This is a genomic window from Rhodobacteraceae bacterium M385, assembly GCA_025141835.1.
In the GTDB taxonomy this organism is placed as follows: Bacteria; Pseudomonadota; Alphaproteobacteria; order Rhodobacterales; family Rhodobacteraceae; genus Gymnodinialimonas.
The window spans coordinates 23222-38332 of the sequence record CP081102.1 but is presented as its reverse complement, the minus strand read 5'-3'; the positions used below and the strand labels follow the sequence as shown (position 1 = coordinate 38332).

Annotated in this window: 15 protein-coding genes; 11 read left to right on the top strand and 4 right to left on the bottom strand. The window is 60.6% G+C overall.

Annotated elements, in window-relative coordinates; all coding sequences use genetic code 11:
* Positions 1 to 19: 19 nt before the first annotated feature.
* Both K3728_00200 and K3728_00195 read right to left on the bottom strand, forming a co-directional pair.
* A complete protein-coding gene (locus K3728_00200; GenBank protein UWQ95702.1) occupies positions 20 to 790 on the bottom strand; it encodes a hypothetical protein in 771 nt (256 codons plus the stop codon).
* Between the two features lie 70 nt (positions 791 to 860).
* Complete coding sequence (locus K3728_00195; GenBank protein UWQ95701.1) at positions 861 to 1289, bottom strand: hypothetical protein; 429 nt, start codon at positions 1287 to 1289, stop codon at positions 861 to 863.
* Positions 1290 to 1472: 183 nt separating this feature from the next.
* On the opposite strand from K3728_00195, the gene K3728_00190 reads away from it, so the two are divergent.
* The 6 genes from K3728_00190 (at position 1473) to infB (ending at position 7917) form a co-directional block, all read left to right on the top strand.
* Entirely contained in the window at positions 1473 to 1778 is a 306-nt protein-coding gene (locus K3728_00190; protein ID UWQ95700.1) for a hypothetical protein, read from the top strand.
* 96 nt (positions 1779 to 1874) lie between these two features.
* Positions 1875 to 2249 carry a hypothetical protein gene (locus tag K3728_00185; protein UWQ95699.1) on the top strand — a complete coding sequence of 125 codons (375 nt, stop codon included), beginning with the start codon at positions 1875 to 1877 and terminating at the stop codon, positions 2247 to 2249.
* A gap of 151 nt (positions 2250 to 2400) precedes the next feature.
* Positions 2401 to 3000: a ribosome maturation factor RimP gene (gene rimP, locus K3728_00180; GenBank protein UWQ95698.1), complete on the top strand. Its 600-nt coding sequence runs from the start codon at positions 2401 to 2403 to the stop codon at positions 2998 to 3000.
* 3 nt (positions 3001 to 3003) lie between these two features.
* Complete coding sequence (gene nusA, locus K3728_00175; GenBank protein UWQ95697.1) at positions 3004 to 4776, top strand: transcription termination factor NusA; 1773 nt, start codon at positions 3004 to 3006, stop codon at positions 4774 to 4776.
* Positions 4777 to 4798: 22 nt separating this feature from the next.
* Positions 4799 to 5431: an RNA-binding protein gene (locus K3728_00170; GenBank protein ID UWQ95696.1), complete on the top strand. Its 633-nt coding sequence runs from the start codon at positions 4799 to 4801 to the stop codon at positions 5429 to 5431.
* Complete coding sequence (gene infB / locus K3728_00165; GenBank protein UWQ95695.1) at positions 5428 to 7917, top strand: translation initiation factor IF-2; 2490 nt, start codon at positions 5428 to 5430, stop codon at positions 7915 to 7917. The genes K3728_00170 and infB overlap by 4 nt, the downstream gene beginning before the upstream one ends.
* Positions 7918 to 8061: 144 nt before the next feature.
* Here the strand turns inward: infB and K3728_00160 are convergent, their stop codons facing one another.
* A complete protein-coding gene (locus K3728_00160; protein UWQ95694.1) occupies positions 8062 to 8388 on the bottom strand; it encodes a hypothetical protein in 327 nt (108 codons plus the stop codon).
* 383 nt (positions 8389 to 8771) lie between these two features.
* Positions 8772 to 10715 carry a lytic transglycosylase domain-containing protein gene (locus K3728_00155; protein UWQ97395.1) on the bottom strand — a complete coding sequence of 648 codons (1944 nt, stop codon included), beginning with the start codon at positions 10713 to 10715 and terminating at the stop codon, positions 8772 to 8774.
* A gap of 150 nt (positions 10716 to 10865) precedes the next feature.
* Here K3728_00155 and dapA point away from each other — a divergent pair, with 150 nt between their 5' ends.
* From dapA to K3728_00130, 5 genes are all read left to right on the top strand, one after another.
* A complete protein-coding gene (gene dapA, locus K3728_00150; protein UWQ97394.1) occupies positions 10866 to 11738 on the top strand; it encodes a 4-hydroxy-tetrahydrodipicolinate synthase in 873 nt (290 codons plus the stop codon).
* Between the two features lie 59 nt (positions 11739 to 11797).
* Positions 11798 to 12274, top strand: a complete 477-nt coding sequence (gene smpB / locus K3728_00145; GenBank protein ID UWQ95693.1) for an SsrA-binding protein SmpB — start codon at positions 11798 to 11800, stop codon at positions 12272 to 12274.
* A 158-nt stretch (positions 12275 to 12432) separates the two neighbouring features.
* Complete coding sequence (gene sseA, locus K3728_00140) at positions 12433 to 13296, top strand: 3-mercaptopyruvate sulfurtransferase (protein ID UWQ95692.1); 864 nt, start codon at positions 12433 to 12435, stop codon at positions 13294 to 13296.
* Positions 13293 to 13850 carry a GNAT family N-acetyltransferase gene (locus tag K3728_00135; protein UWQ95691.1) on the top strand — a complete coding sequence of 186 codons (558 nt, stop codon included), beginning with the start codon at positions 13293 to 13295 and terminating at the stop codon, positions 13848 to 13850. The genes sseA and K3728_00135 overlap by 4 nt, the downstream gene beginning before the upstream one ends.
* Positions 13850 to 15034 carry an aspartate/tyrosine/aromatic aminotransferase gene (locus tag K3728_00130; GenBank protein UWQ97393.1) on the top strand — a complete coding sequence of 395 codons (1185 nt, stop codon included), beginning with the start codon at positions 13850 to 13852 and terminating at the stop codon, positions 15032 to 15034. Before K3728_00135 ends, K3728_00130 begins: the two co-directional genes overlap by 1 nt.
* Positions 15035 to 15111 lie beyond the last annotated feature (77 nt).

Below are 15111 nucleotides of genomic sequence, written 5' to 3'. Positions count from 1 at the left end.
GGCAGGAAGGGGAACGCCGCTAATCCTCACAAGGGATATCGCCCCGAATACGGGCGGCCAAGGTCTCGGCCTCGGCCATGTTGTAAGAGCCGCTGATGGAGATCGTGCCGCCGGTAATGGGTTCCATCACCCGTGGGGCGGTGATGACCTCTTGGCAGATGGAAAGCTCAATCTGCTCTCCGATATGTTCGCCCGTTTCCGTCGCCAACCATGCGGCAAGGCCGGGGCCGAAGGTGAGGTTAATCGCGATGGAGCCGGTTTCTGGAACCGTTGCAGCACGAGCCTCCATGATTTCCTCGGCCAGCGCTTCGTAAGTGTCCGACGGGCTGCGCAGAACGGGGCCGTGGATCGGTGCAAGGGTCGGCGAGAGAGATGGCAGCAGACTTGTGTCGCCAGCGTCCTGCGTGGGGCCTTCAAAGCTGTCGCAAGTGGCTCGCCCAGTCAGCACGTCTGCTGCAAGCGTTGCTACCGCAGGGTCACCAAAGGGGATGACAAGGCGGCCCGTGGCCATGGAAGATGTGGGATAGAAGTTGGCAAATTCCATGCCGCAAAACGACAGGCTTAGTCCCTGCGGTGGCGAGTTCTCCACGTAGTAGGCCAGGTCTGGCCAGGCCTCTGTGTAGGTAGTTAACACAAGGTTTGCGCCGTTGGTCGAAATCTCCGCAAAGGCGTCAGCTTCGAAAATGAAGACCTCCCAAGGCAGGCCAATGTGCAAAGGCCCATTTAGTTGCGCCGCGGCGGCCGACGGGACACCTGCGAGGAGCGCAGCGAGGAGGGGGTGGAGCCGCAAATTGATCTCTCCGAGTCAAAGGAAAGGGCCACCCGCAAGGGTGACCCGGATCGCTGCAAAGCGGGGTGGCTTATTTGGTGCCGCCGGGCGTGGGTACAGGCTGTGGCACAGACGCGCCGGGCACGCCGTTGCCTTCCACGACTTCGTCCCAGATATCGCCTAGGCGATCCGCAATCGTTTCACGCGCATCGCTGTCGTCATCAACGTTATAGACCACCAGGAACGGCGCCACGAGGCCCGATTCGTCGGCGCAGATGAACAACCCGTCCACCACTTCGCCACGCAGGTCATAGCCGCCAATGGTCCAGTTCGACCGTCCGGTAAAGCCGTCACCGCCAAAGCGCGCGCGGTAGGTATCAAATGTCGTTTCCGCGTAGTTCATGCAGGTGTCACGGTCCGAGATCGAGGAGAAATCCGTCACGGTCCATCCCTCGGCCTGCGCCGCGCCTGCGGCCGCAAGCGTCATGGCTGCGGCTGTCATAATAGGTGTGAGTTTCATGTGGGGGTCCTTCCTTTGATCATTCGCGGGCAATCTCGGATCATTCAAATAACGCCTGATCGGATCATCCTCTTGTATTTCTGGGGCGACATCGCGCCGATACGCCTTGCTTGTTGTTTCCAGCCAACTTGGCTTCTCGGTAGAGATTGTGCCAATCTCGGATACAAAGCAACGGAGGATACCATGACCTTCCGAACCGATATCGGACCCACAACATGCCGTGTGTTCGCCGTGGCTCTCGCCTTTGGGATGGCGCCTCTTGCCGTTCACGCGCAGGCACCCGACACCTGTAACCGAACGCCGATGGAAGAGGTGATCGGCCAAACAACCTTCTTCGCCATGAACGTTGTCTACGAGATCGCGGCATACGCCCCGGAGCAAATCGTTCGCATTTTGCGGCCCGGCGAAGATCCGGGGTTCGCACGGCCCACGCGAATGACCATTTACCTCGACAGCGACGGCCGCGTCCGCGAAGTGCGTTGCGATTAAGGCCGACCTACGGGAATCCTACAGTGAGGGCACGGGCGCTTTGGGGTAAGGTAGCGGCCATTATCTAACGCTCTTTTCCCCTTCGGAGTAATTTTCATGTCCCTTACGACCAAGGCAATTTTCGCCGCCCTCACCCTGTCCCTCGCGCCTGCAATGGCGTCTGCGCAAAGCTTTTCCTTCACCAGCCCCGGTGGCGGTTACGGGATCAATCTTGGCATCAACCCCTATGCCGGCATCCCCGGCGTGCCGATGCGCCCGCATCTTCCGGTGCGGCCCGTTCAGGCCCAGGATTGTGGCGCGCAACAGTATCAGAGCCTTGTGGGCCACCATGTGTCCGTGGCCCATAGCTATGGCGTTCAGGCCCGGTATTTCACGCCCGACAGCCCCTATGGCACGATGGATTACCAACCCCATCGCCTGAATGTCAGCACCGATGGCAGCTATATCATCGACCGGGTTTATTGCGGGTAATCGCCGCTGCGGGCGGGCGGCCTTGCGTCGTCGCCCGATTCCCCCTATATCCCCCTCAACAGCGGCGCCGACACGATGGCACCACCGACATTCTCAGCGGGCCGCACGGCCCGCTTTTTTGTTTCTCGGGTCCATTTTCTTGAGGGGACGCATGTCTGATCTGATCGCCAAGACCTCCATGGACCGCCGGATGGCGGAAATCGTCTCGCCCTCGATCGAGGCGCTGGGGTTCGAGGTTGTGCGCATCCGTGTGATGGGCGGCAAAACCAACACCCTGCAAATCATGGCCGAACGCCCCGATGGCGGCATCGACGTGGATGAATGCGCCCAGATTTCCAACGCGATCTCTGTGTTGCTGGATGTCGAAGACCCGCTTGAAGAAGCCTACGCCCTGGAAGTTTCCAGCCCCGGCATCGACCGCCCCCTGACGCGCCTCAAGGATTTTGAGACGTTTGAAGGGTATGAAGCCAAGCTGGAAACGACCGAGATGATCGGCGGTCAGCGTCGCTTTAAAGGTGTGCTTGCTGGCGTGGAAGATGGCGAAGTTCTGGTCAATCTGGAACAGGGCAATGAAACGGTGACCGTCGGCCTCAACTTCGAATGGTTGAGCGACGCCAAGCTGGTCCTGACGGACGAGCTGATCAAAGAAATGCTGAAACAACGCAAAGATGCGGGCCTCATCAACGAGGCCGACTTTGACGACATTGAAGAAGAGCCCGGCGACGATGACGCCGCTGGCGCGAAGGAGTAAGACATGGCCATTACATCAGCCAACCAGCTGGAATTGCTGCAAACCGCGGAAGCCGTGGCGCGCGAAAAGATGATCGACCCCGGTCTTGTGGTCGAGGCGATGGAAGAATCCCTCGCACGGGCGGCAAAGTCCCGCTACGGCTCCGAAGTCGATATCCGAGTCTCCATCGACCGGAAGACAGGTCGCGCCACCTTTACCCGTGTGCGCACCGTCACCGACTCTGACCTGATCGAGAACGAAAAGGCCGAGCTTTCCTTGCGCGAAGGTATCTCGACCGTAAAGCTGGAGCGCCCGAATGTTGTGGTCTTGAACGCCAAGGCCCACACCTACGACGAAGAAGGCGAGATCGTGGAAACCCGCGACGTGCGCCGTTTTGTGTTGCGTAAGCCCAACGACAACGACCGCATCATGATGGAAGGTGTCGATCAAACGACAGACCCCGTTGTGGGCGACCTGATCGCTGACGAAGTGCCGCCCGTTGAAATGGGCCGGATCGCTGCGCAATCGGCCAAGCAGGTGATCTTGCAGAAGGTCCGCGAAGCCGAGCGGGATCGTCAATACGCCGAGTTCAAGGACCGCGTGGGCGAGATCATCAACGGCGTCGTCAAGCGCGAAGAATACGGCAACATCATCGTCGATGTGGGTGCCGGCGAAGCGCAACTGCGTCGCAACGAAAAGATCGGCCGCGAAGCCTATCGCAACGGCGACCGCATCCGCTGCTACATCAAAGATGTGCGCCGCGAGAATCGCGGTCACCAGATCTTCCTGTCGCGCACCGCGCCAGAGTTCATGCGTGAGCTGTTCAAAATGGAAGTGCCAGAAATCTACGATGGCATCATCGAGATCAAGGCCGTTGCCCGTGATCCCGGCTCCCGCGCCAAGATCGCCGTTATCTCCTACGATAACGGCATCGACCCCGTGGGTGCCTGCGTTGGTATGCGCGGCTCGCGCGTGCAGGCCGTTGTGAACGAGTTGCAGGGCGAAAAGATCGACATCATCCCGTGGAACGAAGACGCGCCGACCTTCCTGGTGAACGCACTTCAGCCAGCGGAAGTCTCCAAGGTTGTTCTGGACGAAGACGCCGGCAAGATCGAAGTCGTGGTTCCCGATGAGCAATTGAGCCTTGCCATTGGCCGCCGGGGTCAAAACGTGCGCTTGGCCAGCCAGCTGACCAACCTCGATATCGACATCCTCACCGAGGAGGAAGAATCCAAACGCCGTCAGGCCGAGTTCGAAGAGCGTACGAAGCTGTTCATGGACAGCCTCGATCTGGACGAATTCTTCGCACAGCTTCTGGTTTCCGAAGGCTTCACTGCCTTGGAAGAAGTCGCCTACGTCGAAGCGGACGAACTTTTGGTCATCGACGGCGTGGACGAAGCCACAGCCGAGGAGTTGCAGGCCCGTGCCCGCGACTACCTGGAGGCCCAGAACAAAAAGGCGCTGGAAACCGCAAAAGAACTGGGTGTGGATGAGACCCTCATTGCATTTGACGGCCTGACACCCCAAATGTTGGTGGCTCTTGGTGAAGATGGCGTGAAAACGCTGGAAGACTTCGCCACCTGCGCCGATTGGGAACTGGCCGGTGGCTGGACGACCGATGGCGGAGAGCGCATCAAAGACGACGGTGTTCTAGAGCCCTTCGAGGTCTCGCTTGAGGAAGCGCAAAACATGGTAATGACGGCACGCCTGCAACTGGGTTGGGTCACAATCGAGGAACTGGAAGCCGACGCCGCCGCCGAATCTGAAGCAGCCGCTGAGGAGGGGGCAGAGGGCTAAGGCCCTCGGCCCGGATCCGCGAATGTCTCGTGGTGGCCAACATAAGGACCGAAGTGACGGTCCCGAGCGGAAGTGCATCGCAACCGGGGAAATCGCGCCAAAGCGCGGTTTCATCCGCTTTGTGGTGTCTCCCGATGGGCAGGTTGCAGCGGACACGCTGGAAAAGCTGCCCGGCCGTGGCATGTGGGTCAGTGCGGATCGTGCCGCGCTGGAACTCGCGGTGAAGAAGAACCTGTTCTCGCGCGCCGCAAAGCAGCCTGTGCAAGTGTCCCCGGACCTTGTGGAGCTGGTTGAAAAGCAATTGACGCGCCGCGTGACCGATCTGATCGCGCTGGCTCGCAAGAGCGGAAAAGCGGTCGCGGGATTTGAGAAAGTGAAAGACTGGCTGGCGAATGAAAACGTCGGCGTGCTGCTTCAGGCCTCCGATGGGTCGGAACGTGGCAAATCGAAACTGTGGACCCCGGAAGGGGCCAGATACTTCGGCATCCTGACCGCCCAGGAATTGGGTTTGGCTTTCGGACGCCAAAGTGTGATACATGGCGCGCTTGCCGCTGGTGGATTGGCCCCTCGTGTTGTAGAGGAAGCCCGGAAACTCCAGGGACTGCGCATCGCAGACGGTGGCCAGACCACCGAGAAGGACAGACGGAACGCATGAGCGACGAAGACGGAAAAAAACCCCTTGGCCTCTCCGGTGGGGCGCGGTCAGGCCGCGTAAACCAGAGCTTTTCACGGGGTCGCACCAAATCTGTGGTGGTCGAAACCAAACGCAAGCGCGTGATGGTGCCCAAACCCGGTGCGCCCTCTGCTGCGATGCAAAACGCCGAAGGCGGCAAACGCGACAAGTCGGTGCCAGACGCCGAGATGGAGCGGCGCCTGAAGGCGTTGCAGGCCGCCAAGGCCCGCGAAAGCCAGGAAGCCGAAGAGCGTGTCAAAGCCGAGCGGGAGCGTGAAGAAGAACGCAACCGCCGCCGCGCCGATGCCGAAGCCAAAGAGCGTGAAGAACGCGAGCGTGTAGAAGCGCTGAAGGCCAAGGAAGAAGAAGACGCCCGCCGCAAGGCCGAAGAAGAAGCCCGCCGCAACGCGCCGCCCGAAGCGGCTGCACCTGCTGCGGCTGCCGCTGATCCAGCGGCTGCGCCTTCCGGTCCCCGTGGTGGTGGCAAAGCCGCCCCCGCCCGCCGCGAGCCCGAGCGTGACAACAAGCGTAACGACCGTGGTAACCGCGGCAATGACGCCGGTGGCCGTCGTTCCGGCAAGCTGACCGTAAACCAGGCGATGTCTGGTGGCGAAGGTGGCCGTCAGCGCTCCATGGCCGCGATGAAGCGGAAACAAGAACGTCAGCGTCAAAAGGCGATGGGCGGCTCAGTTGATCGTGAAAAGGTTATTCGCGACGTGCAGATTCCAGAGACGATCATCGTCTCGGAACTCGCCAACCGGATGTCTGAGCGTGTGGCCGATGTTGTCAAATCGCTGATGAACAACGGCATGATGATCACGCAGAACCAACCGATTGACGCGGATACTGCGGAATTGATCGTGGAAGAATTCGGCCACCGCGTACAGCGTGTGTCCGATGCCGACGTGGAACAGGTCATCGACACGGTCGAAGATGATGAAGGCAAGATGCAGCCGCGTCCCCCGGTCATCACGATCATGGGTCACGTCGACCACGGCAAAACATCGCTTCTTGACCGTATCCGTCAGGCCAACGTGGTCTCTGGCGAAGCGGGCGGGATCACGCAGCACATCGGGGCCTATCAGGTCACAACCGAATCCGGTGCGGTTCTGTCGTTCCTTGATACTCCCGGCCACGCGGCGTTCACGTCGATGCGGGCGCGCGGTGCTCAGGTAACGGATATCGTAGTGCTGGTTGTTGCGGCGGACGATGCCGTGATGCCGCAGACGATTGAGGCGATTGCCCACGCCAAAGCGGCAGAAGTGCCGATGATCGTGGCGATCAACAAGATTGACCGTCCCGCCGCTGATCCGATGAAAGTGCGTACAGACCTTCTGCAACACGAAGTCATCGTGGAAGCGATGTCTGGCGACGTGCAGGATGTTGAGGTATCGGCCATGACCGGCCAAGGCCTGCCAGAACTGCTGGAAGCCATCGCGCTTCAGGCGGAACTTCTGGAGCTGAAAGCCAACCCTGATCGCGCCGCCCAAGGTGCCGTGATCGAGGCGCAGCTTGACGTGGGTCGCGGTCCTGTCGCCACCGTTCTGGTGGAAAAAGGCACACTGCGCCAAGGCGATATCTTCGTCGTGGGTGAGCAGTGGGGTAAAGTTCGCGCGCTGGTCAACGATCAGGGCGAACGCGTAAAGGAAGCCGGTCCTTCGGTTCCGGTTGAGGTTCTTGGCCTCAACGGTACGCCCGAAGCGGGTGACGTCCTAAACGTCGTCGATACCGAAGCCCAAGCCCGCGAGATCGCTGAGTATCGCGAGCAAGCCGCCAAAGATAAACGCGCTGCCGCCGGTGCCGCCACAACCCTCGATCAGCTGCTGGCAAACGCCAAGGCAGACGAGAACGTGCGCGAATTGCAGGTGGTGATGAAGGCCGACGTGCAGGGTTCTGCCGAGGCCATCGTTCAGGCGCTTGAGAAGATCGGCAACGACGAAGTTCGCGTCCGCGTGCTGCACTACGGTGTCGGCGCGATCACGGAATCGGATATCGGTTTGGCCGAAGCCTCTGGCACCCCGGTTATCGGCTTCAACGTTCGGGCCAACGCGCCTGCGCGGAACGCTGCGAACCAAAAGGGCGTAGAGATCCGGTATTACTCGGTGATCTATGACCTCGTAGACGACGTGAAAGCGGCAGCTTCCGGCCTTCTGGGCGCGGAGATCCGCGAGAACTTCATCGGCTATGCCAACATCAAAGAGGTCTTCAAGGTCTCCGGTGTTGGCAACGTCGCAGGTTGTCTTGTCACCGAAGGCGTCGCCCGACGCTCTGCCGGTGTGCGCCTGCTGCGCGACGATGTGGTCATCCACGAAGGTACGCTCAAGACGCTCAAGCGCTTCAAGGACGAGGTCAAAGAAGTCCAGTCTGGGCAAGAATGCGGTATGGCGTTCGAGAACTACGAAGATATCCGTCCGGGCGACGTGATCGAAATCTTCGAGCGGGAAGAGGTTGAGCGGTCGCTCACCTAATCCCAGCACTTAGTTAGGAAAAAGGGCGCCCTTGCGGCGCCCTTTTTTGTTTGTCGGTCTCATAGCACGGCCCGGTTCCCCGCATACGAAAAGGGCGCCCCAATGGGACGCCCCTGATCTGGGAGAGATCAATTTCGCTACGACTTAGTTGTCGTCGTCAGCCGCGGCCAGACGGTCGAAGATGTCCGAACCGTAGGAAGGCGTGCCGGAAACAACAGTGGCGCCGTTTTGGCCAGTCAGCTCATCCGCGGAGTCTGCGGATTGGTTGAAGATTGCGAAGGCTTCGGCCAGTGCGGAAGTCCCTTCGGTGGAGACGCGAGTGCTGTCGTTGCCGCGGAAGTCTACAACATCAGAAGCAGCGTCTGCCGACTGGTTGAAGTGGGCGATTGCGAAGGCAGTAGAGGTCGACTGCGCAACAGCAGGGGCGGCGATGGAAGCGGCGAGAGCGGCGATGATTGCGATATTTTTCATAACGTTAGTCCTTTGTGTGTCTTGGATAGGTCGCGTTTTTTCGCGGCCCTTGGGTTGGTTTGTTTTAGGGGAGCGAAGCGTTGTGCTCCGTTCCGATGACACAGATATGGACCTTTCCATCACGTGTTTCCATACACGTAATCGGGAGATTCGTGAAATATTGGTGCGTAAATGCACGATACTGCGCGTGCGCCGCACCAAGCCCACGGCCCCGTGAAGCTTCGTCTCGCGACCGTGAAAATCAGGGCGAATTCTGCAACATTTCCCCCCGGTAGCGACCAGATTGGGGATTCGGACAAAGGCAACAAAAAACAAAAAAAGGGGACACCTCACGGCATCCCCTCAAATATTTCGTCACTTCACTGCCCTTACGTGGGCGTGGCCTATTGAAGGAGCCGCTCGCTCAACCCCAGGGTCGGAAGCTCTCCGGTCAATTGCGCTTCATAGATCGGCAGGCTCTCGATCACGCGCATGATGTAGTTGCGGGTTTCCGTGAATGGCACGTCTTCAATCCAGTCTAGGATATCGTCGGCCTCCCTTGGGTCGCCGAACCGCTCCACCCACTGCCGCACCCGACCGGGGCCCGCGTTGTACCCGATTGAAACGAGCACGGGGTTGCCGTCATAGGCCTCCAACAACCCGGCGATATAGTTCGATCCAAGCAGCACATTATATGCGGGGTCGTTACGCAAGCGCGTTTCCGAGAAGTCGATGCCCAGTTCACCGGCCGAATCGCGCCCTGTGCCGGGCATGACCTGCATCAGGCCCATCGCCCCGGCACCCGAGACGACCACGGGATCAAACTCGCTCTCGCGCCGGGCGATGGCCAAGGCAAAGGCCCGGGGGATCGGCAGAGAGACATCCTCCAGATCCGCAAGGGGATAGTAGGCGGGGAAAATCTCGTGCCCCGATTGCGCGGCCCGTTTAGCGACCAGAAGCGCGTAGTGCGGCTCCCCCAGTTCCAACATCAGGCTGCCCATCATTCCGGCTTCGGTTTCGTCCAACCGTTCAGTGATGTGGGTAAAGAAGCGTTCGGCCAAGTTGATCTCTCCGGCTTCATGCAGAAGCATGGCGGCGTGGAAAACATCGAGGTCGGCAAAGCTGGAGTTCCGCCAATCGCCGTAATCGCGCGTGCCAAGGAACTCCGGATCTACGGGAAGCCCGCCACGTTCCTGCGCCAACTGGCCGTAGAAACTGGACTGATACTCTGCTCCTAGTGCGTAGCCCGCTGCGGCGGCCTCGGCATTGCCTGCGGCTTCATGGGCGCGCCCCAGCCAATAGCCTGCCCGCCCGACCGAGATCGGAGAGAACACAACCTCACGGAACTGCTGGAAGTGCATCGCGGCAATTTCCGCCCGGTCCAGTTGCAGCGCGCAATAACCCGCTATCCATTCCAGATCAGAGTAGCGGATATAATCTTCATCGGGATCAATATGGTGATTGGCGGCATAGGTATAGCAAGTCTCGTGATCGCCTTCACGCATCACGTCACGGGCCAGATCGGCGCGACGGCGGCCCCATTCGGCGGGGCGTCCCAAGCTGGCCGCAGAGGTGGAGCGTTCGACCATCAGCTCTCCGGCGGTGTCCCAATAGCCTTCGCGCATGCGCCAGATGAAGCGTTCATAGGCAAGGCCCGGGTCCCCTTGAAGGGCGGCAGGTATCGCGTCGATCAAGGCGTTCACGCCGGGGGCTTGGTCGCGCAGAGCCAGACGGGCCTCGGCCAAGGGAATGTAATCTTCGGGGACAAGGCCAAACATGGCGCGGGCGCGGGTTTCAGAATTTTCCCACAGCAGATTGTCGAGCCGTGCAATGTGGTGTTCTTCGGTCAGCCAATCGCCGAACGCCCCGTTTAGCGCTTGCGCATTGGTGCCCGTCATTACGAGAGAGGTCCAGGCGTTGACCACCACGGCCTCGGCCACCACGGGGTTGCCGGTATCCGTCAAGGCCTGCGCCAAGGCCAATGCGCCTGCGCCCGTTTGGGGCAAGACATCAGCGAAGTAATCTAGCACGGCAGCCGCTTCGCTACCCACGGGGATAGAAGGCTCCCCCTGTCGGCGTAGATAGGGCAGGCCGGGCCAATCGGGGTTCCGGTCAAGGAACGAGATATATTCCTCGAAACTGCCTTCCCCGCGGCGCAGGCGCGTCCATGCCAGAATATCCAGCGCCACGGGATCGGTCAGCCTGTGGGCCGCCTCGGACCCGGCGGCGAGATCACCGGCGCTATAAGCCGCAAGGGCCTGAGAGAGCGCCTCTGGGGCGGATTGGGCGAGGGGGGCGGTCGTGCTCGCGAAAGAACACAGGACAAGGCTCGAAATCAGGCGTCGCATGGTCACGCGGCGTCTCCTACTTAAGTTGTCCCCAGAGCACCAAGATAGGGCAGTTGCACAAAGACGCAACTCACGAACTTGGCAATCGGGCGCGTGGCTTGTATTGGAGCGGGAAATTGCCACTCCAACCCTTATGTAAGGACGCGAATGATGTTCTATGGCTCGATGCCCGCTCTGGTCACTCCGATGACAAATGGTGCTGTGGACTTTGACGCGTTGAAACGTCTGGTGGACTGGCACATTGCCGAGGGGTCCAACGGGCTGGTTCCTGTGGGCACGACCGGCGAAAGCCCCACCCTGACCCATGAAGAGCACGAGCAGGTGATCGAGACGGTGGTGAAGGCCGCCGGGGGCCGTGTGCCCGTGATTGCCGGCGCCGGGTCCAACAACACCGCCGAGGCGATGCGCCACGTGGAACACGCCAAGGCCGTAGGGGCCGATGCGACGCTGGTGGTGACGCCCTATTACAACAAGCCAACACAACGCGGTCTGATCGCCCATTACGCTGCCTTGGCGGAAGTCGGCATCCCGATCTTCATCTACAACATCCCGCCGCGTTCCGTCATCGACATGACGCCCGAGACGATGGGTGAATTGGCAAAGCTGCCGATGATCGTCGGCGTGAAAGACGCGACCGCCGATTTGGCGCGGGTGTCCAAGCAGCGGGCAAGCTGCGGCACAGACTTCATCCAGATGTCCGCCGAGGACGCCAGTGCCCTGGGCTTCAACGCCCATGGTGGCGTTGGCTGTATCAGCGTGACGGCCAACGTGGCCCCGAAACTCTGCGCCGAGTTCCAAGCCGCCATGCGCGCGGGCGATTTCGCCACGGCCTTGCAGTATCAGGACCGTTTGATGCCCCTGCACGAAGCGATTTTTGCAGAGCCCGGCGTCTGCGGCGTGAAATACGCCATGTCGGTTCTGGGGCTGTGCTCGGACGAGGTGCGCTTGCCGCTGGTGGGTGTGGAAGACAGCACCAAGGCCGCGATTGAGGCCGCGTTGCGCCACGCAGGGCTGGTTAACTAAGCCCTCCACCGTCGCGACGGGCCTAGCAACGGGGCGCGGGAACACCTATATCCCGCCCCATGGCCAAGAAACCCGAGAACCCGAATTACAAAGTCATCGCCGAGAACCGGCGTGCCCGCTTCGATTATGCAATCGACAGCGATCTTGAGGTTGGGATCATCCTTGAGGGGTCTGAGGTCAAGAGCCTCCGCCAAGGCCAGTCCAACATCGCCGAGAGCTATGCCGAGGTGAAGGAGGGCGAGTTGTGGTTGGTGAACTCCTACATCGCGCCCTACGTGCAGGCGAAGACCTTTGGTCACGAGGAAAAGCGACGCCGCAAGTTGCTGGCCTCGAAAAAAGAGCTGTCCAAGATGTGGAACGCCACCCAACGGGACGGCATGACGCTGGTGCCGATCGTGATGTATTTCAATCACAAGGGTTTGGTGAAGCTGAAGATCGGCATCGCCAAGGGTAAGAAGGCGCAAGACAAGCGCGAAACCTCGGCCAAGCGCGATTGGGATCGCCAGAAAGCGCGGCTGTTGAAGCACAACGGGTGACGCTGGCCGGGCGTGGTCTGCCGAGGGGGCAGCGCGGGCGTCGGGTGAGGGATTGAGTTGTATTTGCCAAGATGAAGGGGAACGGTGCGCCCCCAAGGCTTGCGTGGCTTTTTGGGGCGGCGTAGGAAACTTGGAGTCTATGAATAGGAGTGCGCGACATGGCCGGAGTGATTAAAGGCGACGACCCCAAAACGCTGGTCTCGACCGAGTGGCTGGCGGCGCATTTGAATGATCCCGATCTGCGGATCATCGACGCCTCGTATTACCTTGCAGACATGGGGCGCGATGCCCGGGCCGAATATGATGCGGGTCACATTCCCGGTGCCCGGTTCTTCGACATCGATGAGATTTCCGACGCGAGATCAGACCTGCCGCATATGCTGGCTCCGGTGGAGAAGTTCATGTCGCGGATGCGGGCGATGGGCATTGGAGACGGGCATCAGGTTGTTGTCTACGACGGGATGGGACTGTTTTCGGCGGCACGGGTTTGGTGGAACTTCCGGCTGATGGGGAAGACGGACATTGCGGTTCTGGATGGCGGATTGCCCAAGTGGGTTGCCGAGGGCAGAGAGCTGGAAGACATGGCGCCGATCGTGCGGGATCGTCATATGACGGTGCAGCGCCAGGCGCATTTGGTGAAGGATGTCACGCAGGTCGCCTCGGCCAGTAAGCTGGGGGATTGGCAGATTGTGGACGCCCGCGCGCCCGCGCGGTTCCGAGGTGAGGAGCCAGAGGCGCGTCCCGGTTTGCGGGCGGGGCGGATTCCGAACTCCAAGAACGTGCATTATGCGACGTTGTTCAACGCTGATGGCACGATGAAAGAGGGCGCGGAACTGCGCGCGGCATTCGAGGCCGGCGGCGTGGATGTCGATAAGCGGATCATCACCACCTGCGGGTCAGGGGTGACGGCGGCGATCTTGATGCTGGGGCTGATGCGGTTGGGCCAAGAGGATGTGTCGCTCTATGATGGATCCTGGGCTGAGTGGGGTCAGTTTGAGCAGCTGAGGGTTGAAACCGGATGAGCCGTGTGATCCCGGCAGGAACCACTGTCCCGTTCACCATCACCTATCTGGAAATGTCCGAGAGGCCGACCTATGGCCCCGCGCAACTGCCCGGCGATATTCGGCTGGAGCGGGCGATTGACCCGCCGGTTTGGTATTTCCTATCGCTCTATGATGCGGTGGGGCGAGAGTACGAGTGGCAGGACCGGTTTGAACAAGCCGAGCAAGACCCAGAGGCGTTGCAAGCTTTCGTGAGAAGCCCCGACGTGGTGATCTGGACCGCCATCAAGAATGGTTGGCCGCACGGGTTCTTCATGCTCGATTGGCGCGAGCCGGGGGAATGTGACCTCGCGTATTTCGGATTGGTGCCGCAGGCTGTTGGCGGCGGCCTTGGGCCCTTGCTGTTGCAAACCGCGATTGCCACGGGATGGGCGAGAGAGGGTGTTGAGAAGATGACAATCAACACCTGTACCCTGGACCATCCGGCGGCCCTGCGTCTGTATCAAAAGATGGGGTTTGAGCCGGTCCGCCGGGAAGAGCGCCAGCGCGTTTTGTCCTTTGATCGGATCGAATGATGTTTGAGAACCTGACTGCTCCGGAGGCGGACAAGATCCTGCGTCTGATGGCGATGTTTGCGGCTGACACGCGGCCCGGCAAGGTAGATCTTGGCGTGGGCGTGTACCGGGACCCTCAGGGGGTTACGCCGGTGATGGATGCGGTGCGCCAGGCCGAGGTTATGATCGCCGCACGGCAGCGGACGAAGTCTTACGTCGGTCTTGCCGGTGACCCGGCTTTCGCGAAATCCTTGGGTGGCCTTATTCTGGGCGACACGGTGCCAGCGGATCGGTTGGCCACCTGTGCCACCCCGGGCGGTACCGGGGCCGTGCGGCAGGTGTTAGAGATGACCCGCCGCATTGCGCCCGATGCGGTAATCTGGGTGCCTTCGCCCACATGGGTGAACCACAACGCGATCATTGGCCATCTGGGGCAGACCGCGCGAAACTACCGCTACTATGATGCGGCCACGGGTGGGCTGGATCGAGAGGGGATGCTGGCCGATATGGCGCAAGCGAAGGCGGGCGATCTAGTGCTGCTGCACGGCTGCTGCCATAATCCCACGGGCGCTGACCTGTTGCCCGACGATTGGCGCGCCGTTGCCGATGTGCTGGAGAAAACCGGCGCCATTCCCTTTATCGATATCGCCTACCTCGGCTTTGCGGAGGGGTTGGAGGAAGATGCCTTTGGCACCCGCCACCTTGCCGCCCGTCTGCCCGAGGTGCTGATCGCGGCCAGTTGTTCCAAGAATTTCGGCCTCTACCGAGAGCGTGTGGGCCTTTGCATGGCGGTAACCACAGGCCCCGCCCCGAAAGAGGCAGCCGCCGGGATCATGGCGCATCTTAATCGGCAATCCTACGCCTTCCCGCCGGATCATGGCGCGCGGGTGGTTCAAGTGATCTTGGACGATCCAGAGCTTCGGGAAATGTGGTCGGATGAGCTGATGCTAATGCGTGAAACGATGAACATTAACAGGGCTGCTTTGGCCAAGGCTTTGCGGGAGCAGACGGGATCGGACCGGTTCGACTTCCTTGGAACGCAGCGGGGCATGTTCTCTCTCATCGGGGCGACGCCGGATCAGGTTGAGGTACTGCGCAACGATCACGGCATCTATGTTGTGGGCGATGGTCGTATGAACGTGGCCGGGCTGACGGCGGATACCATTCCGAAGGTGGCCCGTGCCGTGGCGCAAGTGCTGGCTTGACCCAAAGCCCATAGCAGCGTAGCCAGCGCGCCTGCCCAGAATGGGCCAAGTCTCCGACTACCTTGTTAAAACGGAAA

Excerpts from the sequence above, each read along its gene's own strand:
- dapA (UWQ97394.1), top strand. The coding sequence starts at position 10,866 with ATGTTCTATGGCTCGATGCCCGCTCTGGTCACTCCGATGACAAATGGT.
- smpB (UWQ95693.1), top strand. The coding sequence starts at position 11,798 with ATGGCCAAGAAACCCGAGAACCCGAATTACAAAGTCATCGCCGAGAAC.
- nusA (UWQ95697.1), top strand. The coding sequence starts at position 3,004 with ATGGCCATTACATCAGCCAACCAGCTGGAATTGCTGCAAACCGCGGAA.
- rimP (UWQ95698.1), top strand. The coding sequence starts at position 2,401 with ATGTCTGATCTGATCGCCAAGACCTCCATGGACCGCCGGATGGCGGAA.
- sseA (UWQ95692.1), top strand. The coding sequence starts at position 12,433 with ATGGCCGGAGTGATTAAAGGCGACGACCCCAAAACGCTGGTCTCGACC.
- K3728_00190 (UWQ95700.1), top strand. The coding sequence starts at position 1,473 with ATGACCTTCCGAACCGATATCGGACCCACAACATGCCGTGTGTTCGCC.
- K3728_00195 (UWQ95701.1), bottom strand. The coding sequence starts at position 1,289 with ATGAAACTCACACCTATTATGACAGCCGCAGCCATGACGCTTGCGGCC.
- K3728_00170 (UWQ95696.1), top strand. The coding sequence starts at position 4,799 with ATGTCTCGTGGTGGCCAACATAAGGACCGAAGTGACGGTCCCGAGCGG.
- infB (UWQ95695.1), top strand. The coding sequence starts at position 5,428 with ATGAGCGACGAAGACGGAAAAAAACCCCTTGGCCTCTCCGGTGGGGCG.
- K3728_00130 (UWQ97393.1), top strand. The coding sequence starts at position 13,850 with ATGTTTGAGAACCTGACTGCTCCGGAGGCGGACAAGATCCTGCGTCTG.
- K3728_00155 (UWQ97395.1), bottom strand. The coding sequence starts at position 10,715 with ATGCGACGCCTGATTTCGAGCCTTGTCCTGTGTTCTTTCGCGAGCACG.
- K3728_00185 (UWQ95699.1), top strand. The coding sequence starts at position 1,875 with ATGTCCCTTACGACCAAGGCAATTTTCGCCGCCCTCACCCTGTCCCTC.
- K3728_00135 (UWQ95691.1), top strand. The coding sequence starts at position 13,293 with ATGAGCCGTGTGATCCCGGCAGGAACCACTGTCCCGTTCACCATCACC.
- K3728_00160 (UWQ95694.1), bottom strand. The coding sequence starts at position 8,388 with ATGAAAAATATCGCAATCATCGCCGCTCTCGCCGCTTCCATCGCCGCC.